The sequence below is a fragment of the Anaeromassilibacillus sp. An250 genome (genome assembly GCF_002159845.1).
Taxonomy (GTDB): domain Bacteria; phylum Bacillota; class Clostridia; order Oscillospirales; family Acutalibacteraceae; genus Anaeromassilibacillus; species Anaeromassilibacillus stercoravium.
Genome location: NZ_NFJK01000007.1, coordinates 115,690 through 141,069 on the forward strand (window position 1 = coordinate 115,690; position 25,380 = coordinate 141,069).

General features: G+C 55.0%; 24 protein-coding genes. 18 read left to right on the forward strand and 6 right to left on the reverse strand.

Annotation, left to right across the window (positions count from 1 at the left end; all coding sequences use genetic code 11):
- Nucleotides 1–154: 154 nt before the first annotated feature.
- The 3 genes from B5F54_RS08140 to B5F54_RS08150 are packed head-to-tail and all read right to left on the reverse strand — an operon-like array spanning nt 155 to nt 3,778.
- Nucleotides 155–2,077 carry a PTS fructose transporter subunit IIABC gene (locus tag B5F54_RS08140; protein WP_087232945.1) on the reverse strand — a complete coding sequence of 641 codons (1,923 nt, stop codon included), beginning with the start codon at nt 2,075–2,077 and terminating at the stop codon, nt 155–157.
- 31 nt (nt 2,078–2,108) lie between these two features.
- Complete coding sequence (pfkB, locus tag B5F54_RS08145) at nt 2,109–3,011, reverse strand: 1-phosphofructokinase (RefSeq protein ID WP_087232948.1); 903 nt, start codon at nt 3,009–3,011, stop codon at nt 2,109–2,111.
- The gene (locus tag B5F54_RS08150) at nt 3,008–3,778 is read right to left on the reverse strand and encodes a DeoR/GlpR family DNA-binding transcription regulator (protein WP_087232951.1); all 771 of its coding nucleotides are present in this window, start codon (nt 3,776–3,778) and stop codon (nt 3,008–3,010) included. Before B5F54_RS08150 ends, pfkB begins: the two co-directional genes overlap by 4 nt.
- Before the next feature lie 368 nt (nt 3,779–4,146).
- On the opposite strand from B5F54_RS08150, the gene B5F54_RS08155 reads away from it, so the two are divergent.
- From B5F54_RS08155 to B5F54_RS18410, 5 genes are all read left to right on the forward strand, one after another.
- On the forward strand, nt 4,147–5,388 hold the full coding sequence (locus B5F54_RS08155) for an aminopeptidase (protein ID WP_087232954.1): 1,242 nt from the start codon (nt 4,147–4,149) through the stop codon (nt 5,386–5,388).
- Nucleotides 5,389–5,432: 44 nt separating this feature from the next.
- Entirely contained in the window at nt 5,433–6,377 is a 945-nt protein-coding gene (locus tag B5F54_RS08160) for an L-lactate dehydrogenase (protein ID WP_087232957.1), read from the forward strand.
- Nucleotides 6,378–6,587: 210 nt separating this feature from the next.
- Nucleotides 6,588–6,812 (forward strand): FeoA family protein, encoded by a 225-nt coding sequence (locus B5F54_RS08165; RefSeq protein ID WP_087232960.1) that lies wholly within the window; start codon nt 6,588–6,590, stop codon nt 6,810–6,812.
- Between the two features lie 2 nt (nt 6,813–6,814).
- The gene (gene feoB, locus B5F54_RS08170; protein WP_087232963.1) at nt 6,815–8,818 is read left to right on the forward strand and encodes a ferrous iron transport protein B; all 2,004 of its coding nucleotides are present in this window, start codon (nt 6,815–6,817) and stop codon (nt 8,816–8,818) included.
- Between the two features lie 18 nt (nt 8,819–8,836).
- The gene (locus tag B5F54_RS18410; protein WP_087232966.1) at nt 8,837–8,995 is read left to right on the forward strand and encodes a FeoB-associated Cys-rich membrane protein; all 159 of its coding nucleotides are present in this window, start codon (nt 8,837–8,839) and stop codon (nt 8,993–8,995) included.
- Nucleotides 8,996–9,046: 51 nt separating this feature from the next.
- On the opposite strand, the gene B5F54_RS08180 is transcribed toward B5F54_RS18410, so the two are convergent.
- A complete protein-coding gene (locus tag B5F54_RS08180; protein ID WP_087232969.1) occupies nt 9,047–9,619 on the reverse strand; it encodes a uracil-DNA glycosylase in 573 nt (190 codons plus the stop codon).
- Nucleotides 9,620–9,807: 188 nt separating this feature from the next.
- On the opposite strand from B5F54_RS08180, the gene B5F54_RS08185 reads away from it, so the two are divergent.
- The 3 genes from B5F54_RS08185 (at nt 9,808) to pdxT (ending at nt 12,113) form a co-directional block, all read left to right on the forward strand.
- Nucleotides 9,808–10,377 (forward strand): PduL/EutD family phosphate acyltransferase, encoded by a 570-nt coding sequence (locus B5F54_RS08185; RefSeq protein ID WP_087232971.1) that lies wholly within the window; start codon nt 9,808–9,810, stop codon nt 10,375–10,377.
- 281 nt (nt 10,378–10,658) lie between these two features.
- On the forward strand, nt 10,659–11,534 hold the full coding sequence (gene pdxS / locus B5F54_RS08190; protein ID WP_087233086.1) for a pyridoxal 5'-phosphate synthase lyase subunit PdxS: 876 nt from the start codon (nt 10,659–10,661) through the stop codon (nt 11,532–11,534).
- A gap of 3 nt (nt 11,535–11,537) precedes the next feature.
- On the forward strand, nt 11,538–12,113 hold the full coding sequence (pdxT, locus tag B5F54_RS08195) for a pyridoxal 5'-phosphate synthase glutaminase subunit PdxT (protein WP_087232974.1): 576 nt from the start codon (nt 11,538–11,540) through the stop codon (nt 12,111–12,113).
- Nucleotides 12,114–12,164: 51 nt separating this feature from the next.
- On the opposite strand, the gene B5F54_RS08200 is transcribed toward pdxT, so the two are convergent.
- Nucleotides 12,165–13,343, reverse strand: a complete 1,179-nt coding sequence (locus tag B5F54_RS08200) for a DegT/DnrJ/EryC1/StrS family aminotransferase (RefSeq protein ID WP_087232977.1) — start codon at nt 13,341–13,343, stop codon at nt 12,165–12,167.
- 311 nt (nt 13,344–13,654) lie between these two features.
- Between B5F54_RS08200 and B5F54_RS08205 the strand changes: the two genes are divergently transcribed.
- The 10 genes from B5F54_RS08205 (at nt 13,655) to B5F54_RS08250 (ending at nt 24,633) form a co-directional block, all read left to right on the forward strand.
- Nucleotides 13,655–14,242: an acyltransferase gene (locus B5F54_RS08205; RefSeq protein ID WP_087233089.1), complete on the forward strand. Its 588-nt coding sequence runs from the start codon at nt 13,655–13,657 to the stop codon at nt 14,240–14,242.
- Nucleotides 14,243–15,370 (forward strand): DegT/DnrJ/EryC1/StrS family aminotransferase, encoded by a 1,128-nt coding sequence (locus B5F54_RS08210; protein WP_087232980.1) that lies wholly within the window; start codon nt 14,243–14,245, stop codon nt 15,368–15,370.
- Nucleotides 15,371–15,408: 38 nt separating this feature from the next.
- A complete protein-coding gene (locus B5F54_RS08215; protein ID WP_087232983.1) occupies nt 15,409–16,728 on the forward strand; it encodes a nucleotide sugar dehydrogenase in 1,320 nt (439 codons plus the stop codon).
- Nucleotides 16,729–16,861: 133 nt separating this feature from the next.
- Nucleotides 16,862–17,968, forward strand: coding sequence for a Gfo/Idh/MocA family protein (locus B5F54_RS08220; RefSeq protein WP_087232986.1), 1,107 nt, complete (start codon nt 16,862–16,864; stop codon nt 17,966–17,968).
- 3 nt (nt 17,969–17,971) lie between these two features.
- Nucleotides 17,972–19,054 (forward strand): non-hydrolyzing UDP-N-acetylglucosamine 2-epimerase, encoded by a 1,083-nt coding sequence (wecB, locus tag B5F54_RS08225; RefSeq protein WP_087232989.1) that lies wholly within the window; start codon nt 17,972–17,974, stop codon nt 19,052–19,054.
- A gap of 7 nt (nt 19,055–19,061) precedes the next feature.
- Entirely contained in the window at nt 19,062–20,309 is a 1,248-nt protein-coding gene (locus B5F54_RS08230; protein ID WP_087232992.1) for a glycosyltransferase family 4 protein, read from the forward strand.
- Nucleotides 20,306–20,962: a Fur family transcriptional regulator gene (locus B5F54_RS18080; RefSeq protein WP_242969665.1), complete on the forward strand. Its 657-nt coding sequence runs from the start codon at nt 20,306–20,308 to the stop codon at nt 20,960–20,962. Before B5F54_RS08230 ends, B5F54_RS18080 begins: the two co-directional genes overlap by 4 nt.
- A 28-nt stretch (nt 20,963–20,990) precedes the next feature.
- Nucleotides 20,991–21,536 (forward strand): NADH peroxidase, encoded by a 546-nt coding sequence (locus B5F54_RS08240; RefSeq protein WP_087232997.1) that lies wholly within the window; start codon nt 20,991–20,993, stop codon nt 21,534–21,536.
- 245 nt (nt 21,537–21,781) lie between these two features.
- Nucleotides 21,782–23,044, forward strand: a complete 1,263-nt coding sequence (locus B5F54_RS08245) for an NAD(P)/FAD-dependent oxidoreductase (protein ID WP_087233003.1) — start codon at nt 21,782–21,784, stop codon at nt 23,042–23,044.
- Between the two features lie 5 nt (nt 23,045–23,049).
- On the forward strand, nt 23,050–24,633 hold the full coding sequence (locus B5F54_RS08250) for an NAD(P)/FAD-dependent oxidoreductase (RefSeq protein ID WP_087233006.1): 1,584 nt from the start codon (nt 23,050–23,052) through the stop codon (nt 24,631–24,633).
- An 85-nt stretch (nt 24,634–24,718) separates the two neighbouring features.
- On the opposite strand, the gene B5F54_RS17605 is transcribed toward B5F54_RS08250, so the two are convergent.
- Nucleotides 24,719–25,228: a nitroreductase family protein gene (locus B5F54_RS17605; protein WP_172749640.1), complete on the reverse strand. Its 510-nt coding sequence runs from the start codon at nt 25,226–25,228 to the stop codon at nt 24,719–24,721.
- Nucleotides 25,229–25,380 lie beyond the last annotated feature (152 nt).

Sequence of the window (25,380 nt, forward strand, 5' to 3'; positions counted from 1 at the left end):
GGGACCTGTTATTATTCTTATTATAGAAGGAAAATTGGGCCGGGTCAAGGGATTCTAGCCGGGATTTTGCAGGGGATTGAAAAAAGTGCAGCAAGGCTGAAAACGGCCCAATTTTGCTATTTGCTCTTCTTTTTGGAAAGCGAATCGTTGGAAATTAGCGCCCTTCCTTGATCGGCTTTTTCAGCAGGGCCAAGAGGAGCATGGCGACGACGGAGCCGATTAAGAGGGATACCAGGTACATGGGCCAATTTTGGACCACAGCGAACACGAAGATTCCACCATGCGGCGCCGGAAGCGTGCAGCCGAACAGCATGGAGAGCGCACCGGCCACAGCGGAACCGACCACGCAGGACGGGATGACGCGCAGCGGATCGGAAGCGGCAAAGGGGATAACGCCTTCTGTGATGAACGAGAAGCCCATAATATAGTTGGTAACGGTTGTCTGGCGCTCTTTTTCGGTAAAGCGGTTTTTAAAGAACGTAGTGCACAGGGCAACGGCAAGCGGCGGAACCATACCGCCGATCATCACGGCAGCCATAACGCCGGAGGAGACCGGGTCGCCGGCGGCGTTGATGAGGGAGGCTGTGCCAAATACATAAGCCGCTTTGTTGAACGGCCCGCCCATGTCGATGCTCATCATGCCGCCGACAATCGCGCCGAGGATGACGCCGCTGGTTGCGTTCAAGCTGGCCAGGGCATTGCTGATCCACAGATTCAGCGCTGACACAGGGGGATTGATGATAAACTGGATGATGACGCCAATCGCCAGGATGCCCACCACGGGATAGATCAGGACTGGTTTGGTCCCTTCCAGGGATTTCGGCAGCTTGGCGCAGAGCTTCTCCAGGCCGAGCATCAGATACCCGGCTATAAAGCCGGCGATCAATGCGCCGAGGAAACCGGAGCCGCCGGCGTTGGCCAATGCGCCGCCCACAAATCCTACCGCCAGTCCGGGGCGGTCCGCGATGCTCATGGAGATGAAGCCCGCGAGGATGGGCAGCATAAAGCCAAACGCCGCGTTGCCGATGGTCTTAAAGAGCGCCGCCGCCGGGGAATTCATGCCGAAGTTGGCCGGGTCGCCGCCCGGGGCTAGGATGGTGTCGAGAAGGAAGGCGATTGCAATTAAGATGCCGCCGCCGATGACAAAGGGAAGCATGTTGGAGACGCCGTTCATCAGATGCTTGTAGATCTGGTGGCCGAGTCCCTCCTTCGCAGTGCTGGTTTCCGCCTGGGCATGGCCGCCCTGTGCGTGGAAAACCGGCGCTTTACCGTCGAGGATGATTTGGATCAATTCCTGCGGGCGGGAAATACCATCAGACACCTGGGTTTGAACGACCGGCTTGCCGTCAAAACGGGGCATATCCACTTTTGTATCCGCAGCGACAATGATTCCGTCCGCAGCCGCGATTTCTGCCTGCGTCAAGACGTTTTTCTTGCCGCCGGAACCGTTGGTTTCCACCTTGATGGTCACGCCCATCTGCTTGGCCTTTTCCTCCAGGCTTTCCGCCGCCATGTAGGTATGGGCAATTCCGGTCGGACAGGCCGTTACAGCGAGGATGCGGTAAGTACCCGGTGCGGCTTTTTTCGCCTCTTCCTCTTTTTTCTCCGTTTCCGCTACCTTCTTGTTTTCGGCTTCGTCCACCAAACGGAAAAATTCTTCTTTGTCCTTTGCGTCGATCAGGCCCTGGCGGAAATCGTCGTCCATCAGCAGGACGCTCAGACGCCCCAGAACGTCCAGATGGATATTGTCCTCCGTGTCCGGCGCGGCGATCAGGAAGAACAATTTGGCCGGTTCGCCGTCCAGGGAGTCAAAGTCCACGCCGTCGCGGACGACGATCACGGCAAGGCCCGCGCTTTTGACCGCTTTGGTTTTCGCGTGGGGAATGGCGACCCCCTCGCCAATTCCTGTGGAACCGATGGTTTCACGCTTTAAAACGCATTTTTTGTACTCTTCCTTGTCGAGTATATTTCCAGACCGCACCATCAGGTCCACCAGGAGGTCGATTGCCTCCGCTTTGCTTTTGGGGGTGGCATTCAGATCCATTGCGTCTTTGTTCAGAAGTTCCGTAATACGCATAACAAGTCCTCCTATTAAAAATCTCAAGCTATTACATGGTTTTTAAAAGCGCCCGGATGTCATCGCCGCTGGCCAGCCATTCCTGGAAGGCCGAGGCACTGCCGGCGGCCAGGCCGGTCTGAAACGCGGTTTCGTAGTTTTGCGAAGAGAGATAACCGGCAAGGAATCCGGCGACCATCGAGTCCCCCGCGCCAACCGAGTTGACCACATGGCCCTGCGGGGGCAAACGCTTGTGGATGCCGCCGCCTTCATCCACCAGGATGGCTCCGTCGCCCGCCATGGAAACCAGGACGTTGCGCGCACCCATCTGCTGAAGCTTTTGCGCGTGGGAGATAATGGCCTCGTCCGTCGTAAGGTGCTGCCCAAAGAGTTCACCCAATTCGTGGTTGTTGGGCTTAATCAGGAAGGGCTGGTATTTTAAGACATTCCGAAGCAATTCCCCGGTGGCGTCCACCACGGCATGGATGTTCCGGCCCTGTAGATGCTCCAAAATTTTTTCGTAGATGTCGGCAGGCAGGGTGTTGGGGATGCTTCCGGCCAGGACCAAGCCGTCGCCATCGGAGAGGTTCTCCAGTTTTGAGAACAGGTCCTGTAAATTCTGCGGGCTGAGATGCGGGCCCTGTCCGTTGATTTCGCTCTCTTGTTCGGCTTTGATTTTGACATTGATCCGCGAAAACCCTTCCTGGACCTGGATGAAATCGTTGCGGCAGCCGCAGGCGTCAAGCAATCTCTGGATTTCCGTTCCGGTAAAACCGGCGATAAACCCGAGTGCTGTGCTCTCAACCCCCAAGTTGCGCAGGACGATCGAGACATTGATCCCCTTACCGCCGGGATAGAGCTCCTCTTTTGCTGTGCGGTTGACGCTGCCAAGTTCCAGGGTGGGGAGTTTTACAATGTAGTCGAGAGAGGGGTTGAATGTTACGGTATAGATCATGAGGACGTTTGCTCCTTTCCAAGGTCTGTTTCAATCACGGTCGTGTGGGAGCGGAGTTGTTTATCCGGTAAAGCAGTTGTGATAACAGCGGCTTGGGATAGATCCGCGAAGATGACCGAATACAATTGATTGTATTTGGAGGGGTCCGCCAGCACATAGCGCTTGTTGCAGCGCTGGATGGCTTCGGTTTTCACGCGGGCCTCTTCGATGTCCGGGGTGCTGAATCCATCGCCGGCGCGCATGCCGTTTGTCCCGAAAAAGCCGATGGAAAAATGATACCGCTGAAGGCTGTGCACGGCTTCCGTCCCGACAATCGCCTCCGTGACCGCCTTGATCTTTCCCGATAGGATGTAAGCTTCCAGCCCTTTTTCCGCAAGCTTCCGCGCGTGGACAATTCCGTTCGTCACATAGACGGCGTCCTGTTCATGGAGGTAGTCGATCATCCGCTCGGTGGTAGTGCCTGCATCTAGGAACACAAAATCATTCTTATGTACCAGGGAGGCGGCACATTGCGCGATGCGGTTCTTTTCCTCCACATGGAGGTTGTGGCGGACAGAGGTTTTGTCCTCTGTCATCTGGTAGACGCCGTTGATGGAGGTAGCCCCGCCGTGGACCTTGGTCAGTTTTCCCATCCGGTGAAGCGCCGTCAGATCGCGCCGGATGGTGGATTCCGAGCTATTCAAGAGTTCCGTCAATTCCAAAACCGATACGGCCTTTTTTTCCTCCAGAAGTTTGAGAATGGCGGCATACCGTTCTTCTGTCAACATTTCGATCATTTCCTTTGTTCATATAATACAGTCAATATCAATCAAAGTCAATCGAAATCGATCAAAAATATGACGAAAAACGAACGGATGAGTTATGCAAAACAAACAATCTACAAAGATAACGCGGTGTATTCTGTGAAAACTAACGGGTGACTTGAACAGATTTGGTTGAAATTGACCGAATGGGTTTGGGGGAGGTGCGCCAAAATCCAAGTACGTGCCTAGTTGTATTTTGCCTGCGAATCGGATATGATAGGTTCATACAGAGGTCGCTGTCTACAGAAGTTTGTGCGAAAAGAGAGCGATTATGAGCGAACGAAAGCGGTTTTCCAAAACCGGCTTTGGATATAAGGAAAAGAGGATGCAGAATGGTTACGCAGGATACATTGCGGAAATATGCGGAGTTGGCCGTGCGGGTCGGGGTAAACGTGCAGCCGGGACAATTGATGGTTTTGGCGTCCCCTGTGGACTGCGCGTTCTTTGCCCGCCTTTGCGTGGAAGAGGCTTACCGGGCCGGAGCGGGGGAAGTCCGCGTCAATTGGACGGATGAATACACGGACAAGCTGCGCTATGAATACGAAGAACAATCGTCGATGGCTTCTATAGCCCCTTGGCGGATCCAGCAGAAGCAGGATGACATTGACCGCCGCTGCTGTTTTTTGCACATAAAGTCCAGCACACCGGGGCTGCTGGCGGAGATTCCCGGAGAAAAGCTTCAGGCGGTGCGCGTTGCAGAGGAGCTTGCCTTTGAGAAATTTGAATATTACACCATGGCAAACCATGGGCAATGGAGCATTGTGGCTGTGCCGTCCATTGCATGGGCCAAAAAAGTGTTCCCGGAATTGGAGGAACAGGCGGCATTGGACGCGCTTTGGGCCGCAGTCCTCGCTGGGGTGCGGATTGGCGGAAACCGCGACGCTGTCGCGGAATGGCAGGCGCACATTACCCGTTTAGCGGAAAACAGCCGCAAATTAAATACCTATCATTTCCAGGCGCTGCACTTCCGGAACGGTATCGGCACCGACCTCACGGTCGGTCTGGCCAAGGGGCATATCTGGGAGGGAGGAAGCTCCCGTGCAGACAACGGCGCGGTATTCGTTCCGAACATGCCGACCGAGGAGGTGTTCACCGCCCCGGATAAATGCCATGTAAACGGGCGCGTCTACGCAACAAAACCGCTCAATTACCAGGGAAAGATGATCCGCGACTTCTGGTTCGATTTTCGCGATGGAAAGGTCTGCGCATACGGCGCCAGCGAGGGCGAAGATGTGCTAAAGAATCTCGTGGAATTTGATGAGGGCAGCGCTTACCTCGGCGAAGTGGCGCTGGTGCCGGACGATTCGCCCATTTCACGTTCCGGATTATTATTCCTGACAACCCTGTTCGATGAAAACGCCTCCTGCCATCTTGCGTTGGGCGCATCGTACCCGGAAAATATCGAGGGTGGGGCGGCGATGGACCGCAAACAATTGGAGGCCGCCGGCGCCAATCAATCCAAGGAGCATTGCGACTTTATGTTCGGCAGTCCGGACATGCAAATCGACGGCATCCTTTCCGATGGAAGGGAGATCCCCGTATTTCGCAACGGTGTTTTTGCTTTCCCAGAATGAGGAATGATCCATAGAAAAATGACGATGTAAAGGAGTGAGCTTTAATGGTAAACATTCAAAAAGCAGCGATGATCGGTTGTGGTGCGGTGGGCGCGACCTCCGCGTTCAGCCTGATGCAGAGCGGACTATTTTCGGAACTGGTGTTGATCGACGCCAACCAGCAAAAGGCGGAGGGGGAAGCGACCGACCTCAGCCATGGCCTTCCCTTTGGCCGTCCCATGAAAATCTATGCCGGTACCTATGACGACCTGGCCGATTGCTATTTGATTATCATCACGGCGGGCGCGGCGCAAAAGCCGGACGAGACCCGTATCGACCTGGTCAATAAAAATGTGAAGATTTTTAAGAGCATTATCCCGGAGATCGTAAAGCGCAACACGGAGGGGATTCTGCTGGTGGTTTCCAATCCGGTGGACATCCTGACGTATGTGACGTTGAAGCTCTCCGGGTTCCCGACAAACCGGGTCATTGGCTCCGGAACCGTGCTGGACACAGCGCGGTTGAAATACCTGTTGGGCGAGCATTTGCAGGTCGATAGCCGCAGCATCCATGCGTTTATCATCGGCGAGCACGGCGACAGCGAGCTGGCGGTTTGGAGCAGTGCGAACGTCTCGGGCGTGGATTTAAACCATTTCTGCGAATTGCGCGGCCACTACAACCATATGGAGGCCATGGAGCGCATCTACACCGATGTGCGCGACAGCGCCTATGAGATCATTGAGAAGAAGGGCGCCACCTATTATGGCATCGCCATGGCGGTGCGCAGAATCTGCGAGAGCATCATCCGGAATGAGCACTCCATTTTGCCGATCTCCAGCCTGATCTGCGGCCATTATGGGCTGGAAGATGTGTGCATGGGCGTGCCTACCGTGGTAGGGCGCAACGGTGCAGAGACCGTTTTGGATATTCCGCTCAACGGCTTGGAGCAGCGCAAACTGATGGCTTCTGCCGACGCGCTTCGCAAGGTTCTGGATGGAATTGAGTTGTAACGGTTCCGGCCAATAGAAAAAAGCAACGGTGCCCCTGGGCTGTTTTCCGACAGCACAGGGGCATTTTGCATAAGAATTTGTATAGAGCATTGTGGAATCTCGATGACGTGTGTCTTGACAAATTTTTTAGGAAGGGATTATAATAAAAAAGATAGCATAGGCTAACTTTTGCCGATGGTATACGATTCAGGAGAGAGGGATTGTGGGAATATGACGTTGGATGAATTGAAAATTGGTCAAAAATCCCGAATTCTTGCGGTAAATGGGCAGGGGGCTTTGCGCCGCCGTTTGCTGGACATGGGATTGACGCCGCATACGGAAGTCATGGTGCGCAAGGTAGCGCCCATGGGGGACCCGATTGAATTGCATTTGCGCGGTTATGAGTTGACGCTCCGCATCGAAGATGCGAAGAACATCGAAGTGGAGGAGGTATAACCGTGATTTTTGCATTGGCTGGAAACCAAAACTGCGGAAAAACGACCCTGTTTAACCAGTTGACCGGCTCAAACCAACACGTCGGAAATTTTCCCGGCGTCACAGTGGAGAGCAAAGAGGGCGTGATCCGTGGCTATAAGGACGCTACGGTGGTAGACCTTCCAGGAATCTATTCCCTGTCGCCCTATACCGACGAAGAGATCGTCACACGCGACTTCCTTTTAAAAAATAAACCGGACGGGATTATCAACATCGTGGATGCAACCAATATCGAGCGCAACCTTTATTTGAGTATGCAGCTTATCGAGCTGCATATCCCGATGGTGATCGCCCTCAATATGATGGACGAAGTCCGGGCGAACGGCGGGACGATCAAGATCGATAAATTGCAGGAAGAGCTGGGCGTGCCGGTGGTCCCGATCTCGGCCAGCAAAAACGAGGGCATTGACGAATTGATCGAGACCGCTGTGCGGACCGCGCAAAACCGCCAATATCCACGGCGCCAAGATTTTTGTTCCGGCGCGGTACATAGGGCGATCCACTCCATTGCGCACCTTGTGGAGGACCACGCGGAACGCATCCAGACGCCGTCTCGGTTTGCTGCCACCAAACTGGTGGAGGGCGACGAGCCCATGTTGAACGCCTTGAACCTCTCGGACAACGAGAAGGACATGGTGGAGCACGCCGTCACGGAAATGGAACGCGAGCTCGATACCGACCGTGAAGCGGCCCTGGCCGATATGCGTTATACGTTTATCGACCGCCTTTGCGCCGACAGTGTGGTAAAATGCGGGGAAAGCAAAGAACATGCGCGCAGCGTAAAAATGGATAACCTTCTGACCAACAAATACTTGGCCATTCCGATTTTCCTTTTGATTATGCTGCTGATCTTCTGGCTGACCTTTGGGGTTATCGGCAGCTTCTTGAGCGACCTGCTTTCCCAGGGCATTGATTTTGTCACAAATGTGGTCAGCGATGCGCTCACCGCTTATGGGATTAATCCCGTGGTGCATTCCCTGGTGATCGACGGCGTTTTTGCGGGTGTGGGAAGCGTGCTCTCCTTTATTCCCACGATTGTGGTGCTGTTTTTCTTCCTTTCTATCTTGGAGGACAGCGGTTATATGGCGCGTGTAGCGTTTGTCATGGATAAACTCCTGCGCAAGATCGGCCTTTCCGGAAGAAGCTTTGTTCCGATGTTGATTGGATTCGGCTGCTCGGTTCCTGCGATTATGGCGACGCGGACCCTGTCCAGCGAGCGGGACCGGAAGATGACGATTCTGCTCACCCCATTTATGAGCTGTTCGGCCAAGCTTCCCATTTATGGGATGATTACGATGGCGTTTTTCCCAAAGTATCGCGCACTGGTGATGATCGGGCTTTATGTGTTGGGAATGGTCGTCGGTGTTTTGATGGGGTTACTTCTGAAAAGGACGTTGTTCCACGGCAAGCCCGTGCCGTTTGTTATGGAACTTCCGAACTACCGGCTGCCCAGCCCCAAGAGTGTCGGCATGCTGCTGTGGGATAAGGCGAAGGACTTCTTGACCCGCGCCTTCACGGTGATCTTTGTTGCGACCATCATCATCTGGTTCTTGCAGAGCTTTGACGTCCGTTTAAATCCCGTTTCTGCAGGGGATGACAGCATGTTGGCGGGGATCGGCCGTTGGATTGCTCCCATTTTTGCGCCGCTTGGCTTTGGCGATTGGCGCGCCTCCACCGCATTGCTCACGGGATTCAGCGCAAAGGAGGCGGTGGTCAGCACCTTTGCCGTCCTGACCGGCTCGAATACGGCAAATATGTCGGCCGCCCTCTCGTCCATCTTTACGCCGCTGACTGCGATTTCCTTTTTGGTATTTACCCTGCTTTATACCCCGTGCGTCGCGGCGATCAGCGCGGTCCGGCGTGAAATGAACAGTGGCAAAGCGGCGGTCGGCGTGGTGTTTTTGCAGACCGGCGTCGCGTGGGTGGTGGCCTTTATCGTCTATCATATCGGGCTGCTGTTTGTGTGACATCGAAAGGACGATTGTATGCATGCGATTGATTTTGTCATTCTTGCGGTGATTTTTGTGTTGGTGGTTTTCGCAGCGCGTTACGCTTGGAAGCATCGGAACACCTGCTGTGGCAACTGTTCCGGCTGCTCGCACTACAACGCCTGTGAGAACGCTCACAAACCAGAAAAAGAATAGCGCATAAAAACGGAGGGCCGCCCATGCATTGGACGGCCCTCCGCAGCGTTGTTATTCCAGCGGGATACCGAGTTCGTCGATCTTCTCGCGCAATTTTAAAAAGTCTTCAAATGCGCCGGGCTTGCTGCTGGGGTTGCGCAGGAGCGCGGCCGGGTGCAGTGTCGCCATCATCCAGACGCCATTTTTTTCGGTAAACACGCCGTGTTCCCGCGTGATTTTGAAGTCGGGCCGGATGAGCTTCATGGCGGCGATCCGGCCGAGGCAGACGATGATCTTCGGGCGGATGAGGTAGACCTGGTTGCGCAACCAGCCGATGCAGGTTTCCTGCTCTTCCGGGAGGGGATCGCGGTTTTGCGGGGGACGGCATTTCACGATGTTCGCAATATAGATGTTCTTTTGGCGGTTCAAGTCCACGGCGTCAAGCATCTTGTCCAGAAGCTGTCCACTGCGTCCGACGAACGGTTCCCCCTTTAGGTCCTCCTGTTCGCCCGGCCCTTCACCGATGAACAGGATTTTTGCTTTTTTGTTTCCAACGCCAAACACCAGGTTGGTCCGCCCGGAACACAAACCGCATTTTTGGCATCCCATGCAGGCGGCCTCCAACTCATCCCACGTCTGGTACATGCTTTTCCTCCCTCTGTGATGGATTTCCACTCCATTTCGTATGTTTCAAATTATTATAGCACGAAATATTCCCCAGGAAAAGAAGGGAATTCCGTTGAATTTTCTTGCGTCCTGCGGTACAATAAAGCCATAACCCATTGCTTTAAAAGGCAAGCTGCTTATTTAATAAGATTTAGGAGATGGATGCTATGAAAATTATGGTAGAAACTTCCGCGCGTCATGTGCATTTGACGCAGGAGCATTTGGATATTCTGTTTGGAAAAGGTTATGCGCTCACGCCGAAGAAGGATCTGTCCCAGCCGGGCCAGTTTGCCTGCGTAGAGAAAGTGGAAGTGGTTGGCCCCAAGGGTTCGCTGAAGATGTCCATCCTCGGACCGGTCCGTCCGGAGACGCAGATCGAGATCTCCAAGACGGAGACCCGTACTCTGGGCATCGATGCGCCGCTGCGCATGTCCGCCGATCTGGAGGGCACGCCGGGCTGCAAGATCATCGGGCCGAAGGGCGAAATCACCGTCGATAAGGGCGTCATCGTTGCAAAGCGCCATGCCCACTTTACGCCGGACGACGCAAAGGTCTTTGGGGTGACCGATGGCCAGGCGATCCAGATCAAGCTGGACTACAATGGCCGCTCGTTGATCTTCGGCGATGTGATTGCGCGCGTCAGCAAGACGGCTGGCTTGGCGGTGCATATTGATACGGACGAGGCCAATGCCGCAGGCTTGACCGGTACGGTAGACGGCGAAGCCATTATCGGTTAATTCTAAACCGCTTTTCTGGAAGAGGGTTGCTGTTGATTGACAGTGACCCTCTTCTTTTTATCGCCAAACTGACCTGGTTAAAATTGCACAAATTGGATATTGTGAAAGATACAGATGTAATTATAATGAAAAACAACATGGGAAAGCCCTTGTTCCATCGGATGGAGTTTTGGCGCCGGGTCATCGGGAAATATGGTTGCAAACATATTTCCTCCAACGGGGAAGCCCTCGCAACAGCGTGTGTGCTTCTCTATGCGATGTATGAAATAGGAGGAAGTCATATGCAGAACGACCGTTACGAATTGAACAAACAGCTTGCCCAAATGCTCAAAGGCGGGGTGATTATGGATGTCACAACGCCGGAGCAAGCGAAGATTGCAGAAGCGGCAGGGGCTTGCGCGGTGATGGCTCTGGAGCGCATCCCGGCGGATATCCGCGCGGCCGGCGGCGTCTCCCGCATGAGCGACCCAAAGATGATCAAAGGCATCCAGGAAGCGGTGTCCATCCCCGTCATGGCCAAATGCCGGATTGGACATTTTGCAGAAGCGCAGATATTGCAGGCGATTGAGATCGACTATATCGATGAAAGTGAAGTCTTATCCCCGGCGGACGATGTCTATCACATCGATAAGACGAAATTCCAAGTGCCCTTTGTCTGTGGCGCCAGGGACTTAGGGGAGGCGCTCCGCCGGATTGCAGAAGGAGCGTCCATGATCCGCACAAAGGGCGAGCCCGGAACCGGCGACATTGTGCAGGCAGTCCGCCACATGCGTCGGATGAACGCGGAGATCGCCCGCTTAACTTCGATGCGCGAAGAGGAACTCTTTGAAGCGGCCAAGGAGCTGCAAGTCCCCTATGAACAGGTCCAGTTTGTCCATAGCCACGGCAAACTCCCGGTCGTCAATTTTGCAGCGGGCGGCGTGGCGACCCCGGCGGATGCCGCGCTGATGATGCAGCTCGGCGCGGAAGGCGTGTTTGTAGGGTCTGGGATTTTTAAATCCGGCAATCCGTCCAAGCGGGCAGCGGCCATTGTCAAGGCGGTGGCAAATTATCAGGATGCGGACCAGCTGGCAAAGCTCTCCGAAGACTTGGGGGAGGCCATGGTCGGAATTAATGAGCAGGAGATCGAAGTGTTGATGGCGGAGAGGGGACGGTAACCCATGCGGATTGGCGTGTTGGCAGTGCAGGGGGCGTTTGCGGAGCATATCGCCATGCTGCAAAAATTGGATGCCGAGCCGTTTGAAATCCGCCAAAAGCGGGATCTGGAACAGCCCTTTGACGGCCTGATCCTTCCAGGCGGAGAGAGCACGACGATGGGCAAACTCCTGCGGGAATTGGACCTTTTGGAAGATTTGCGAATGCGGATTGCCCAGGGGCTTCCAGTCCTGGGCACCTGCGCTGGCCTGATTCTCTTGGCGGAGAAGATTGCCAACGATGCACACACCTATTTTGGAACGCTGCCGGTCACGGTGCAGCGGAATTCCTATGGGAGGCAGCTCGGGAGCTTTTCCCAAACGGCGGATATAAAGGGAATCGGCCCGTTTCCGCTGGTGTTTATCCGCGCGCCCTCCATCGAAGCGATGGGCGCGGGCGTGGAAGTCCTGGTGGAGATCGATGGCAAAGCCGCTGGCGTGCGGTATGGGAATCAAATCGGGGTTGCGTTCCATCCCGAATTGACCGGGAATCCGGCCGTTCATCAGCTTTTTCTACAGAGGATTGAAGACTCCAAGATATAAACAGAAGCCATGTGGATATTCTCCACATGGCTTCTGTCAGTTTGCTCAGGTTTATTTGTGATAGGTTTCTACAATGTCCGTTACAGCTGCGATAACATAATCCACCTGCTCGTCCGTCATCGTGGGATAGAGCGGGAGGGAGATGATCCGTTCGAAATGCTTCTGCGCCATCGGGAAGTCGCTGTCCACAAAGCCGAAACGCTTCTGATAAGCCGACATGTTGTGTACCGGGATAAAATGCACGCTTGTGCCGACGTTGCGCTCGTTGAGTTCCACGATGAATTGGTCGCGGTCGATGGTCAGCAACTCCGGTACAATGCGGAGCACATAGAGGTGCCAGCAGTGGGTGGTATAATCCGGGACAAACGGCGGGTCCAATGCGTCGATCTTCCCGAACGCCTCCTGATATTTGGCGGCAATCTTCAGGCGGGCGGCCTGCATTTCCTCCAAACGGGAGAGCTGAACCAGACCCAGGGCCGCCTGAATATCAAACATGTTGTACTTGAAGCCGGGTTCTGCAATATCGTATTTCCAGGAGCCGCCTTTTGCATAGCGGTTCCAGGCGTTGTGGCTCATCCCCTGGCCGGAGAGGATCCGTGCGCGCGCGTCGATCTCGTCGTCGTCGGTGACCAGCATACCGCCGTCGCCCGTGCAGAGGTTTTTCGTGGCATAAAAACTGTAGGAGGCCGCGCCCTGCAGTTTGTTGCCGATCAGACGGCCCTTGTAGCGGCTCCACAGCGCATGCGCCGCATCTTCGCTCACAAACAGGCCGTGCTTGTCCGCAATCGCATAGATGCGGTCCAGGTCGCAGACTTGGCCGCTGTAATGGACGGGAACGATGGCCTTTGTCCGGGAGGTAATCTTTTTCTCGATCTCATCCGGGTCGATGCAGCCGGTTCGGTAGTCGATGTCGGCAAATACAGGCGTTGCTCCTGTATGGATGATGGTGCTTGCGGTGGAGGCGAACGTCATCGGGGTGGTGATGACCTCGTCGCCGGGGCCAATCCCCTTTGCAAGCAACGCAATGTGAAGCGCCGCCGTGCAGGAGTTCATGGCGACAGCGTGTTTTGCGCCGAGATAACCGGCGAATTCCTGCTCAAACCGGTTGGTGCGGGGGCCTTTGGCGACCCAGCCGGATTTCAACGTTTCCACGACCTCGTTGATTTCTGCGTCGGTGATGTCCGGTACATTATAGGGGATAAAGTCGTCCCTTCTCTGAAAATCACTCATGAATCGATTGCCTCTTTTTCTCACAAAATATGGGCATACCGTCTGGCGTGCAGTCCGCTGTGGTTTTCCCTGCAAATTTGCGGGGAACCACACCGCCACACTGCGTATTTTACGCCCAATATGCGGTTTTACTAATAATTACGTGTAAATCATAATACGATTGATACCTATTGTCAACACTAATTGCATGGCGAAAGATTGACTAAAAAGGGCCTTCGAGATATAATGTTAGGGAATAAATGGCGGGAAGAATCGGGTAAAATAGGAAAAAACGGCGGGTTCTTTCTGCTGAAAAGGAATGGGGCTTGTTCGTGGAGAATACCGCAAACGACACATTTTTTGTTCACCCGAGCGCATGTGTGGACGAGAACGTCCAGATCGGGGAAGGGACAAAGATTTGGCACTTCTGCCACATCAGCCAGGACGCCTCCATCGGAGAACATTGCTCAGTGGGGCAGAACGTCTTTGTTGCGCCTGGGGTGAAGATCGGGAACTTTTGCAAGATTCAGAACAATGTCTCCGTATACGACGGGGTGGAGCTGGGCGACTATGTGTTCTGCGGGCCGTCCATGGTTTTTACCAATGTGCAGCGGCCGCGCTGCAAGTATCCGCAGGCGGGACATCAGTTCTATCTCAAGACGCCGGTATGCGAAGGCGCCAGCATCGGTGCAAATGCAACCATCGTGTGCGGACACCGCATCGGCCGGCATGCGTTTATTGCAGCCGGAAGCGTGGTCACAAAGGATGTGCCCGATCATGCCATCATGATGGGCGTCCCGGCCAGACAGCGCGGATGGGCCTGCGAATGTGGGGAAACGCTGGATGAAGCGCTCCGTTGCCCCAAGTGCGGCAGAAAGTATCGCCAAGGTCCGGACGGCCTTGAGGAGGTAACCGAATAAATGCAGAAGATTGTTTTTAACGATTTGGAAGCGCAATATGCGCATTTAAAAAAAGAGATTGACGCGGGGATCGCTTCGGTGATCGAAGGCTGTCACTTCATTTCCGGGCCGCAGGTGGAAGAGTTGGAAAAAGCGCTCTGCGCCTATACCGGCCGGAAATACTGCGTAACGGTTTCCAGCGGGACGGACGCCCTGCTGATGCCGCTGATGGCTTGGGGCATCCACGAGGGCGACGCGGTGTTTGTGCCGGGCTTTACCTTCTTCGCTACGGCGGAAGTGGTCAGCCTGACCGGGGCGACGCCGGTGTTCTGCGATATTGATCCGCATACGTTCAACATGGACCCCAATTCCCTGAGCGAGCAGATTGAGCGCGTGCTCCGGGAGGGAAAGCTCACGCCAAAGGCGGTCATCCCAGTGGACCTCTTTGGCCAACCGGCGGAGTTTCCCAAGATTGAAGAGATCTGCCGGGAACACCACCTTCTGGTGATGGAGGACGCCGCGCAGGGCTTTGGCGGCGCGATCGACGGGAAGCGCGCATGCTGCTTCGGCGACGTCTCCGCGACGAGCTTTTTCCCGGCGAAGGTGCTGGGCTGTTATGGCGACGGCGGGGCGATTTTTACCGACGATGAAGAGATGTACCAAAAGCTGGTTTCCATCCGCGTCCATGGAAAGGGCTCCTACAAATATGAAAATGTACGCCTCGGATTGAACGCCCGTCTGGATACCATGCAGGCAGCGATCCTGCTTCCAAAACTCCGCGCCTTGGACGGCGAAATCGAGGTGCGCAACCGGATGGCCGCGCGCTACTCCGAGAAGCTGGAGGGCGTGGTGGAGCCGCAGAAGGTTTTGGATGGATACTTCTCCAGCTGTGGGTATTATACGGCGCAGGCAAAGGATGGAGCGCACCGCGATGCAATCATGGCAGGGTTAAAGGAGAAGGGAATCCCGACGATGATCTATTATCCCATTCCGCTGCATTTGCAAAAGGTTTATGAATCCCTTGGATATCAGAAAGGCGATCTGCCGGTTTGCGAGGCTCTGTGTGAGCGCGTGTTCAGCCTGCCGATGCATGGCTATCTGACGGAGGAGCAGGTCGACTTTATCTGTGATACGATCAAAAGTCTTTGATAATATAGAAAGAATTTAAAATAAGGTAGGTATGAAAGATGTCTGATGTAAAAAAGCAGCTGCTGGATAAAATTGCAAACAAGACCGCAGTGGTCGGTATTGTGGGCCTGGGCTATGTGGGCCTGCCTCTTGCGACGGAGTTCGCCAAGTCCGGCTACAAGACCATTGGCTTTGACGTACAAAGCAAGAAGGTAGATTTGGTCAATGCAGGACATAACTACATTGGAGACATCGTGGACGATGTTTTCAAAGAGGTTGTGGAGTCCGGGAAGCTTTCCGCCACATCCGATTTCGCGTTTATCAAAGATGTGGACGCGGTTGCCATCTGTGTTCCGACCCCGTTGGACAAGTACCAGCAGCCGGACATCAGCTATGTAAAGGGTTCCACCGAGTCCGTTGCAAAATATTTGCATCCGGGCATGGTGGTCATCTTGGAATCCACCACCTATCCCGGTACGACGGAAGAGCTCTTGAAGCCCATTTTGGAGGCCACCGGTTTGAAATGCACGGAGGACTTCTATCTGGCCTTCTCGCCGGAGCGCGTCGATCCCGGCAATAAGCAGTATAAGACGAAGAATACGCCGAAGGTCATCGGCGGCGTGGGACCGGATTCCACAGAGGTGGCGGCTACTTTGTACCGCAATGTCCTGGAGGGCGGCGTCTACGAGGTTTCTTCCCCGGCAGTTGCGGAGATGGAGAAGCTGCTGGAGAATACCTACCGCAATATCAACATCGGCCTGGCCAATGAGATGGCGATCATCTGCAACCGCATGGGGATCAATGTCTGGGAAGTGATCGACGCGGCAAAGACAAAGCCATATGGCTTCCAGGCGTTCTATCCGGGTCCGGGCCTCGGCGGGCACTGCATCCCGCTCGATCCGTTCTATCTGGCTTGGAAGGCGCGTGAATACGACTATCACACCCGTCTGATCGAGACGTCCGGTGAAATCAACACCGGCATGCCGGAGTATGTAGTGGATCGTGCGATGAAGGTCCTCAACAAGAATAAGATCGCCATGAACGGCGCAAAAGTGCTGGTCCTTGGCGTGGCTTATAAGTCGGACATCGACGACTATCGCGAGAGCCCGGCGCTGAATGTGATCGACCGCCTGAACGAGCAGGGCGCTGTTACGACGTTCTATGATCCGTATATCCCGGAGTATAAGCACAAGGGCGTTGTGCATACGGGCGCCAAGGAGCTCACGGACGATATGCTGAAAGCGGCGGACATCGTGATTATTTGCACCGCGCATGCGTGCTTCGATTACGACCGCATTCAGAAGTGCAGCAAGGAAATTTTTGACACCCGCAATGCGATGAAGGATGTGAAGGACCGCTCCAACATTGAGCTGCTGTAAGGTTTGACGATTGGCAAAATTCCCCCGTTTTCGCGACGGGGGAATTTTTTCCAACATGTGTTTAGAGGCTTTTAGAAGCGTTCTATGCAAAATTTCCGTTGTAACTACTGCGAATACGAGAGGATGGTATCAAATGAATAAACTTCGCTTTGCCCTCATCGGCTGCGGCCGTATTTCGAAAAATCATATTGTTGCTTCGGCTGAAAATAAAGACATCTGTGAATTGGTTGCCGTCTGCGACCCGGTGACGGAGCGCGCGGAACAGAAGGCAGCTCAGTACGAGGAATTGATGGGCGTGCGCCCTGCCGTCTATGCGGACTATAAAAAGATGCTGGAAGAGATGGAGATCGACTGCTGTGCGATTGCGACGGAGAGCGGATACCATGCGGAGATCGCCCTCTACTGCATCCAGCACGGAAAGCATGTGTTGGTGGAAAAGCCTATGGCGCTCTCCACCGCTGATGCAGAAAAGATGATCGCGGAGGCAAAGGCGCACAAGGTCACCTTGGGCGTATGCCATCAGAACCGCTTTAACGCACCGATCCAGCAGCTGCACAAGGCGTTGGAGGACGGCCGTTTTGGAAAGCTGGTCAACGGCACAGCGCGCATCCTTTGGAACCGCACAATGCCGTACTATGAGCAGGCTCCGTGGCGTGGCACCTGGGCGCAGGACGGCGGTACGTTGATGAACCAGTGCATTCACAACATCGATTTGCTCCAGTGGAGCCTCGGCGGAGAGCCGGACACAGTCATGGCGATGACCGGCAATTTCCTGCGCGACATCCAGGCGGAGGACTTCGGCGCGATTCTGATCCGCTTCAAGAACGGGGCCATTGGCATCGTGGAAGGGACCGCCTGCGTGTATCCGAAGAATTTGGAGGAGACGCTTTCCATCTTCGGCGGGACCGGCACGGCGGTCATCGGCGGCCTTGCGGTCAACCGCGTGCAGACTTGGAACTTTGAAGAGCCCGCACCGCAGGACGACGAAGTGGCGAAGATCAATGGGACGGACCCGAAGGACGTCTACGGCAGCGGCCATACGCCCCTGTATGCCAATTACATCCACGCCATTGAAAATGGGGTGGATCCGCTGGTGAGTGGTACGGAGGCGATCAAGGCGATGAAGATCATCCTGGCGGCCTATAAATCCCAAAAAACCGGCCAGCCGGTCAAATTCGATGATTTGGAGTTTTCCACGCTGGATATGCAGGATTCCGACGTGCGTTGGCACAGGGGGTAAACCATGAAAGTAATCACGGTAGTCGGCGCACGCCCGCAGTTTATCAAAGCGGCGGTGGTTTCGGAGGCCTTAAAGGGCGTGTGTGAAGAAAAGATCGTGCATACCGGCCAGCACTATGACGCCAACATGTCCGATGTGTTTTTTGAAGAGCTTGGAATCCCGAAGCCCGTTTATAATTTGGGCGTCGGTTCCGGAACACACGGCCACCAGACCGGCGAAATGCTGATGAAGATCGAAGACGTTCTGCTTGCGGAAAAGCCGGATGTGCTTTTGGTGTATGGCGATACCAATTCGACAATCGCGGGCGCGTTGGCGGCTTCCAAACTGCACATCCCGGTGGCCCATGTGGAAGCGGGCTTGCGTTCGTACAACATGCGGATGCCGGAAGAGCAGAACCGCGTATTGACCGACCATATTTCCCACTGGCTGTTCTGCCCCACGCAGACCGCTGTGGATAATTTGAAAAAAGAGGGTATTGTGCAGGGGGTTCAGCTCACAGGCGACGTGATGCTGGATTCGGTGCTGCACTTCCTCGAGGTGGCGCGCCGTAACCCGCAAAAGACAGCGATCTTTGAAGCGCTTGGCATTGCGCCCAAGCAGTACCGCCTGGCCACGCTGCACCGCGCAGAGACCACGGACGGCGGCCTGGAGGCGATTGTGCGCATCTTCCGGGCGTTTGAGCAGCTTCCCCAGCGGGTGGTGATCCCGATCCATCCGCGCACACGCAAGCTGGCGGAACAGGCGATTGCCCAGGAAGGGTTCCACAACATTCAGCTGATCGACCCGGTCGGCTATTTGGAGATGCTCCTGTTGACCTCCAACGCCTGCCAGGTATTGACCGATTCCGGCGGCCTGCAAAAGGAAGCCTGGTTTATGGAGGTCCCGTGCATCACCCTGCGCAAGGAGACGGAATGGGTGGAGACGCTGGACGGAAACTGGAATGTGCTCGCAGATCTGACCACGGAGGATATTTTGCAAAAGGCGCTGCACACGGTGCCCGACCCAGCGGCGCGCGGGAAGCTGCCGTTTGGCGATGGGAAGGCCAGCCAGAAAATCGCAGAGGCATTGAAAAGAGAGACGGAGTGAGTTTCATTTGAATATCGTCTATATCAACCATTATGCCGGTTCCGATAAACACGGCATGGAATACCGGCCGTATTTTATGGCGAAGCGCTGGGTGGAGGCCGGGCACAATGTCACCATTGTGGCGAGCTCCTATTCCCATCTGCGCACGAAGAATCCCGATATGCGCGGGCAAGCGACCATGGAGGAGATGCACGGCGGCATCCGGTATTTTTGGATTGCGGGGCCTTCCTACCAGGGAAACGGATTGGGGCGCATAAAAAATATGCTCTCCTTCCTCCACGGGCTGAAAAAATACCGCAAACAGATCGCGGCGCAGGGCAAGCCCGATGCGGTGATCGCCTCCTCGACATATCCGCTGGATATTTATCCCGCCCGCAAGATCGCGAAGGAGTCCGGCGCCCTGCTGATCTACGAGGTGCACGACCTTTGGCCGCTCAGCCCCATCGAGCTCGGCGGGATGAGCCCGCACCATCCCTATATTGTCCTGATGCAGATGGCGGAGAATTACTGCTATAAACATAGCGACTATGTGGTGTCCCTGCTGCCGTGCGCGGAAGGCCATATGAAGGAGCATGGCCTTGCCAACGGAAAGTTTGTGTATATCCCCAACGGGATCGTAAAAGAGGATTGGGAGAAAGCGCCGGGGAATCCTCCGGTTTATGCGGACAAACTTGGACAGTACCACCGCGACGGTTGGTTCCTGATCGGCTATACCGGCGCCCACGGGATTGCCAATGGGTTGGACAGCTTTGTGGAGGCAGGGAAAGCCCTTCAAGGAAAGAAGATCAAACTCATCCTGGTAGGGCAGGGTCCGGAACGCGACCGCCTAATCCAGAAGGTTAAAGACCTTCACCTCGAAGAAAATGTGGAGTTGTTGCCGGCGGTCAAGCGCGATGCAGTGCCGGAGCTTTTGGCGCAGTTTGACGCCCTGTATGTGGGGTTGCAGCGGCAGCCGCTGTTCCGCTTTGGCGTGAGCCCCAACAAGCTTATGGATTATATGATGGCGGGGAAGCCGGTCATCTTTGCCATAGACGCGGGCAACGATATGGTGGCGGATGCTTCGTGCGGAATTTCCATTGAACCGGAAAACAGTGCGGCGATTGCAAAGGCGGCCATCCAGCTTGCGGAGACGCCGCAGGACCAGCTCCAGAAGATGGGGGCGCGGGGCAAAGCGTACATTTTGGAACACCACGAATACGGTGTTTTGGCAAAACAATTTTTGGACGTCTTCTCTTTGCCAAAGAGGGAGAAGTGAGTTTTATCCGAAGCAGGCAGGGCTTTCAGGCTTTCTGCCTGCTGTTTTGTCCTTGCAGGCATTTGTACAGGGAACGATACGGCGGTCTAGGTACAACGGGTCGTAATAGGAAAAAAATTGTAAAAATTTTAGAGCGCCCCTTTACAAATGGAAATCCTTGTGCTATGATTATATTCAATAATAGGAATTGTTATCAATTATTAACCTGTTACATTCTGGCACAGAAGGAAGGTGCAGATGCCTCAATGGAGAAACGACAGAACTTTAGCCGGAAGCGGGAAGCAATTTTGATGACCATTCGCAACGCCAAAATTCATCCCACAGCGGAATGGGTCTATCAGCAATTGAAACCCCAGTATCCCGACTTGAGTCTGGGAACGGTCTATCGCAACATTGCGCAGTTCAAAAACGATGGGATTATCAATAGCGTTGGCGTGGTAAACGGCCAGGAACGCTTCGACGGCGATATACGGCCGCATACGCATTTTATCTGCACAAAGTGCGGTGCAGTCATTGATATTCCGGGGGAATTTGTTGGAGCCCGGATTGGCAAGCAAGTGGCTAAGGAAAATGGATTGTTTGTGGAAAGCTGTGAAGTGATTTTTCGCGGCACCTGTTCCGATTGCATGAAAAGACAAGAAAGTCTTTCCTAATATTTTAATTTGTATGGAGGAACCTATCATGAAAAAATTTGTGTGTTCTGTATGCGGTTATGTCTATGAAGGTGAGCGGGCTCCGGAGTTCTGCCCCCAGTGCAAAGCGCCGAGAGAGAAGTTCATCGAGAAGAAAGAGGGCGCTTCCTTTGCTTGCGAGCATGAGATCGGCGTTGCGCAGGGCGTAGACAAGGAAGTCTATGACGGCCTGGTAATGAACTTCAACGGCGAGTGCACCGAGGTTGGCATGTATCTGGCAATGAGCCGTCAGGCAGAGCGCGAAGGCTATCCGGAGGTTGCGGAAGCGTTCAAGAGATATGCATTCGAAGAGGCAGAGCATGCTGCGAAGTTCGCAGAGCTGCTCGGCGAAGTAGTTACCAACAGCACCAAGAAGAACGTCGAGATGCGTGCAGAGGCTGAGGCGGGCGCTTGCGAAGGCAAGCTGCAGATCGCAAAGCGCGCGAAGGAACTGGGCTACGATGCAATCCATGACACCGTTCATGAGATGGCTAAGGATGAGGCCCGCCATGGCGCTGGCTTCAATGGCCTGCTGAAGAGATACTTCGCGGACTAATTGTACATTTCTCTTTCTACATAGGGAATAAAAGGGGCGGAATGGCACTTGCTGTTCCGCTCTTTTTTTCTTTGCCCCGGGGCTATGGGGGCTCTCTCAAAAACGGGAGAAAAGGGTTGCCAGAGTGATCAAAGGTGGTTTATACTAAGATAGATTTGCGCCGTTTAAAGCAAAGCGACGGCGATGATTCCCTGCGCCATGGGCGATGGAGCGCCATTCTTTCATAGAATAAGGGGGGACGCGATGTGGAAACGTATGATATAGCGGTACTCGGCGGTGGAGCCGCTGGGCTGATGGCCGCGGTTGCCAGTACAGAGGCAGGGCACAGCGGTTTGCGTGTCCTTGTATTGGAAGGGAATGCACGGGTCGGGAAGAAACTCTTGGCGACGGGCAATGGGCGTTGCAATTTGAGCAACCGCCATGTGGCCCCTGCGCATTACCACGGAGATACAGGACGCGCCGCTGCCCTGCTGAAGCGGTTTCCACCGGAAAAGGTGGCCGGGCAGTTTGCCTCCATGGGATTGCTCTGCCGGGAGTTGGAGGAAGGCCGTTTGTATCCCTATTCCCTCCAGGCGTCTTCTGTGTTGGAAATTTTGCGTCTCCATTTGGAGCATCAAGGGGTGGAGGCCAAATGCGAACGTCTGGTTACGGGGATACACCGGGAGAAGGAAGGCTTCCTTCTTCAAACGGGAACAGGAGCTTATCGGGCCCGCAAGGTCATCTTTGCCACAGGTGGACTTGCCTATCCACAGCTTGGGGCGAATGCGAGCGGGTATCAGCTGTTGGAAAAGCTGGGGCACAGCATCGTCCCCCTGCGGCCAGCGTTGGTGCAGATCCGGACGGAACCGAAGCGCGCGAAGCCCTTAAAAGGGATGCGGAGCCATGCGGAGGCCACTTTGCTGGCCGATGGCACCCCCCTCCAAAAGACCAGCGGGGAAGTTCAGTTTACGGAACACGGCCTCTCCGGAATCTGCATTTTTGAGCTTTCCCGTTTGGCCGGGCAATGCTTGGAACAAAAGAATAAAAAAGTGGAGGTAGCTTTGGATCTGATGCCGGAGTATACGGAATCACAGATCGCTTCGCTGCTTTACCAGGCCGTCGAGCGCCTCCCCACGCTCCCTAGCGGTGACCTGTTGGGGGGAATGCTGAACCGGAACGTGGGGCGGGAGCTTTTGCGCGTTGCGCTCCCACAGCTCCCCAAAACAGCCGCACAGTTTTCCAAGGGACAGTTGGGGACTGTCAGCAGAACGGTGAAGAATTTCCGGTTCCCCGTGGTGGGGCTGCTGTCGTGGGACAGCGCACAGGTTACGGCCGGAGGGGTGCCGCTCGCAGAGGTCGATTGCCGGACGATGGAATCGCGAAAATGCAGGGGCGTTTACTTAACAGGGGAATTGCTGAATGTGGATGGAGATTGCGGCGGGTATAACCTCCACTGGGCGTGGAGCACGGGAATGGCCGCCGGGCGCGCTTGTGCGCGCTCTTTACTGAATGGAATGCCGGAGGAATAAAGACGATGGTCTATCGAATTGCAGATATTCATTTGCCGCTGGACGGGACGATGGAGGACCTGTCCAATCTCGCGGCGAAACGGCTGGGGGTGTCGCCGGGGGAAGTGCGGAATCTAAGGCTGTGCAGGAAGTCTGTGGATGCGCGCAAAAAGAGTGAGGTCCATTTTACGTGTACGGTGGAATGCGAGTGCAGCCGGGCGCGTATCCGGGGAGACCGCAAAATTACAGAAGCGGTTCCCTATCGCTATGAGCTGCCGGACAGCCGTCCGCTTCCCATGCGCCCCGTGGTGGTTGGATTTGGTCCGGCCGGTCTGTTTGCCGCGTTGATTTTGGCCCAGGCCGGGCAGCGCCCAATCGTGATCGAGCGCGGGGAGCCGGTGGAAAAACGGCAAAAAGCGGTGGAGCATTTTTGGAAGACGGGGGAGCTGCAGCCGCAGAGCAACGTGCAGTTTGGCGAAGGCGGCGCAGGGACTTTTTCCGACGGAAAGCTCAATACCGGGACAAAGGACCCGCGCGCCCGGAAGGTGCTGGAGGAATTGGCGCTGGCCGGGGCCCCGGAAGAGATTCTGTATATGGCGAAGCCGCATGTCGGGACGGACCGGCTGCCCCAGACGGTCAAAAATATCCGGGAAACCATCTGCAAACTGGGCGGCGAAGTGCGGTTTGCGTCGCAAATGACCGGACTGCTCTGCAAAGAAAATCAAGTGATAGGAGTGCGCATCCAGCCGGCCGAAGGCAATCCGTATGTGTTGGAAACCCATCATGTGGTGCTGGCGGTGGGGCACAGCGCTCGCGATACCTTTTCGATGTTGGAAGAGATGGGCATCCCCATGCAGCCCAAGCCGTTTTCCGTTGGGGCGCGAATTGAACATCCGCAGGAGCTGATCAACCGGGCGCAATACGGCCGCTTTGCGCAGCATCCGGCTTTAGGAGCGGCCGATTACAAATTAGCGGTTCACCTTCCCAGCGGCCGGGGCGTGTATACGTTTTGCATGTGCCCAGGGGGCCAGGTGGTTGCAGCTGCCAGCGAAGAGGGCCGGTTGGTCACCAATGGAATGAGCAATTTTGCACGCGACGGGGAAAATGCCAATGCCGCGCTGCTCGTCGGGATCGGTCCAGAGGATTTCGGCTCGGATGGGCCGCTGGCAGGGGTAACCTTTCAGCGTAAATTGGAGGAGAAAGCATTCCGTTTAGGGGGTGGCGGGTATGCCGCGCCCGTACAGCGCGTGGAGGATTTTCTACAAAATAGGGCCTCCAAACGGCTGGGAGATGTCAAGCCCACGTACCGGCCAGGGGTGACGCCCTCCGCGCTGGACGGCTGCTTGCCATCTGAGCTCACCGAGGCGATGAGGCAGGGAATTGTACAGATGGAGCGGTACTTGCATGGCTTTGCCTATCCGGATGCGCTCTTAACAGCAGTGGAGAGCCGCAGTTCCTCTCCGGTGCGCATTTTACGCGGGGAATCGCTGGAATCCCCCGTGGCGAAGGGGCTGTATCCATGCGGCGAGGGCGCCGGTTATGCGGGCGGCATTGTCTCCGCCGCGGTGGATGGCATCCGCTGCGCAGAACAAATATTAGAGCATTCTTAAAGGATCATAAATAAAAGAAAAACGGCATTTGCTTCTCTGCGTATGAATCCGCAAAAGCAAATGCCGTTTATAATTGTGCGCTTTCTTAACGAACATAGGAGACGTCGTCTGTGCGGCGCGGCACGGGGGCGTCGGCGTGCTCCTTTGGATAACCGAGCGTGATACAGCTATAGGGGATGTATCCCTCGGGCAATTTTAAGCGGGACTGGATGGCAGGGGTGCGCAACACATCGCGCACGCAGCCGATGAAGCACGTCCCCAAGCCGTAAGAATGCGCGGCCAGCATCAAGTTCATGATGGCGCAGCTGGTGTCCTCCGGGGCAAAGCGGGCGTCTGCCGGAGCGGAGAGAACAATCACAGTCGGCGCTCCATAGAAGGGGTCGTCTGTGGCGTCCTGCATGGCGGCACGGATATCGGCAAGAAGCGCCTTGTTTTGAATCACAGTGAAGTGACGGGCCTGACGGCCCATAGCGGACGGCGCATATTTCCCCGTTTTCAAAATGTCGGTCAGTTCCTCTTCGCTGACCTGTTCACTGCGGTAGGAACGGATGGAACGGCGTTCCATCAACGCTTCCACCGTATGGTTCAAGATCATGGCAAAACCCTCCTTTTTGATATTGTAACCATTATATTCTACCAGTTTTTGTTTCGCAAGGGTTTCTTCGTTAAGAACGAAAGGCTTTCTTGAGTGATATTTGTAACCAATATGACAAACCTTTAACTGCCCTTTTGTGGCAGATCTTGTTA

Excerpts from the sequence above, each read along its gene's own strand:
- B5F54_RS08140 (WP_087232945.1), bottom strand. The coding sequence starts at position 2,077 with ATGCGTATTACGGAACTTCTGAACAAAGACGCAATGGATCTGAATGCC.
- pfkB (WP_087232948.1), bottom strand. The coding sequence starts at position 3,011 with ATGATCTATACCGTAACATTCAACCCCTCTCTCGACTACATTGTAAAA.
- B5F54_RS08150 (WP_087232951.1), bottom strand. The coding sequence starts at position 3,778 with ATGTTGACAGAAGAACGGTATGCCGCCATTCTCAAACTTCTGGAGGAA.
- B5F54_RS08155 (WP_087232954.1), top strand. The coding sequence starts at position 4,147 with ATGGTTACGCAGGATACATTGCGGAAATATGCGGAGTTGGCCGTGCGG.
- B5F54_RS08160 (WP_087232957.1), top strand. The coding sequence starts at position 5,433 with ATGGTAAACATTCAAAAAGCAGCGATGATCGGTTGTGGTGCGGTGGGC.
- B5F54_RS08165 (WP_087232960.1), top strand. The coding sequence starts at position 6,588 with ATGACGTTGGATGAATTGAAAATTGGTCAAAAATCCCGAATTCTTGCG.
- B5F54_RS18410 (WP_087232966.1), top strand. The coding sequence starts at position 8,837 with ATGCATGCGATTGATTTTGTCATTCTTGCGGTGATTTTTGTGTTGGTG.
- B5F54_RS08180 (WP_087232969.1), bottom strand. The coding sequence starts at position 9,619 with ATGTACCAGACGTGGGATGAGTTGGAGGCCGCCTGCATGGGATGCCAA.
- B5F54_RS08185 (WP_087232971.1), top strand. The coding sequence starts at position 9,808 with ATGAAAATTATGGTAGAAACTTCCGCGCGTCATGTGCATTTGACGCAG.
- pdxS (WP_087233086.1), top strand. The coding sequence starts at position 10,659 with ATGCAGAACGACCGTTACGAATTGAACAAACAGCTTGCCCAAATGCTC.
- pdxT (WP_087232974.1), top strand. The coding sequence starts at position 11,538 with ATGCGGATTGGCGTGTTGGCAGTGCAGGGGGCGTTTGCGGAGCATATC.
- B5F54_RS08200 (WP_087232977.1), bottom strand. The coding sequence starts at position 13,343 with ATGAGTGATTTTCAGAGAAGGGACGACTTTATCCCCTATAATGTACCG.
- B5F54_RS08210 (WP_087232980.1), top strand. The coding sequence starts at position 14,243 with ATGCAGAAGATTGTTTTTAACGATTTGGAAGCGCAATATGCGCATTTA.
- B5F54_RS08215 (WP_087232983.1), top strand. The coding sequence starts at position 15,409 with ATGTCTGATGTAAAAAAGCAGCTGCTGGATAAAATTGCAAACAAGACC.
- B5F54_RS08220 (WP_087232986.1), top strand. The coding sequence starts at position 16,862 with ATGAATAAACTTCGCTTTGCCCTCATCGGCTGCGGCCGTATTTCGAAA.
- wecB (WP_087232989.1), top strand. The coding sequence starts at position 17,972 with ATGAAAGTAATCACGGTAGTCGGCGCACGCCCGCAGTTTATCAAAGCG.
- B5F54_RS08240 (WP_087232997.1), top strand. The coding sequence starts at position 20,991 with ATGAAAAAATTTGTGTGTTCTGTATGCGGTTATGTCTATGAAGGTGAG.
- B5F54_RS08250 (WP_087233006.1), top strand. The coding sequence starts at position 23,050 with ATGGTCTATCGAATTGCAGATATTCATTTGCCGCTGGACGGGACGATG.
- B5F54_RS17605 (WP_172749640.1), bottom strand. The coding sequence starts at position 25,228 with ATGATCTTGAACCATACGGTGGAAGCGTTGATGGAACGCCGTTCCATC.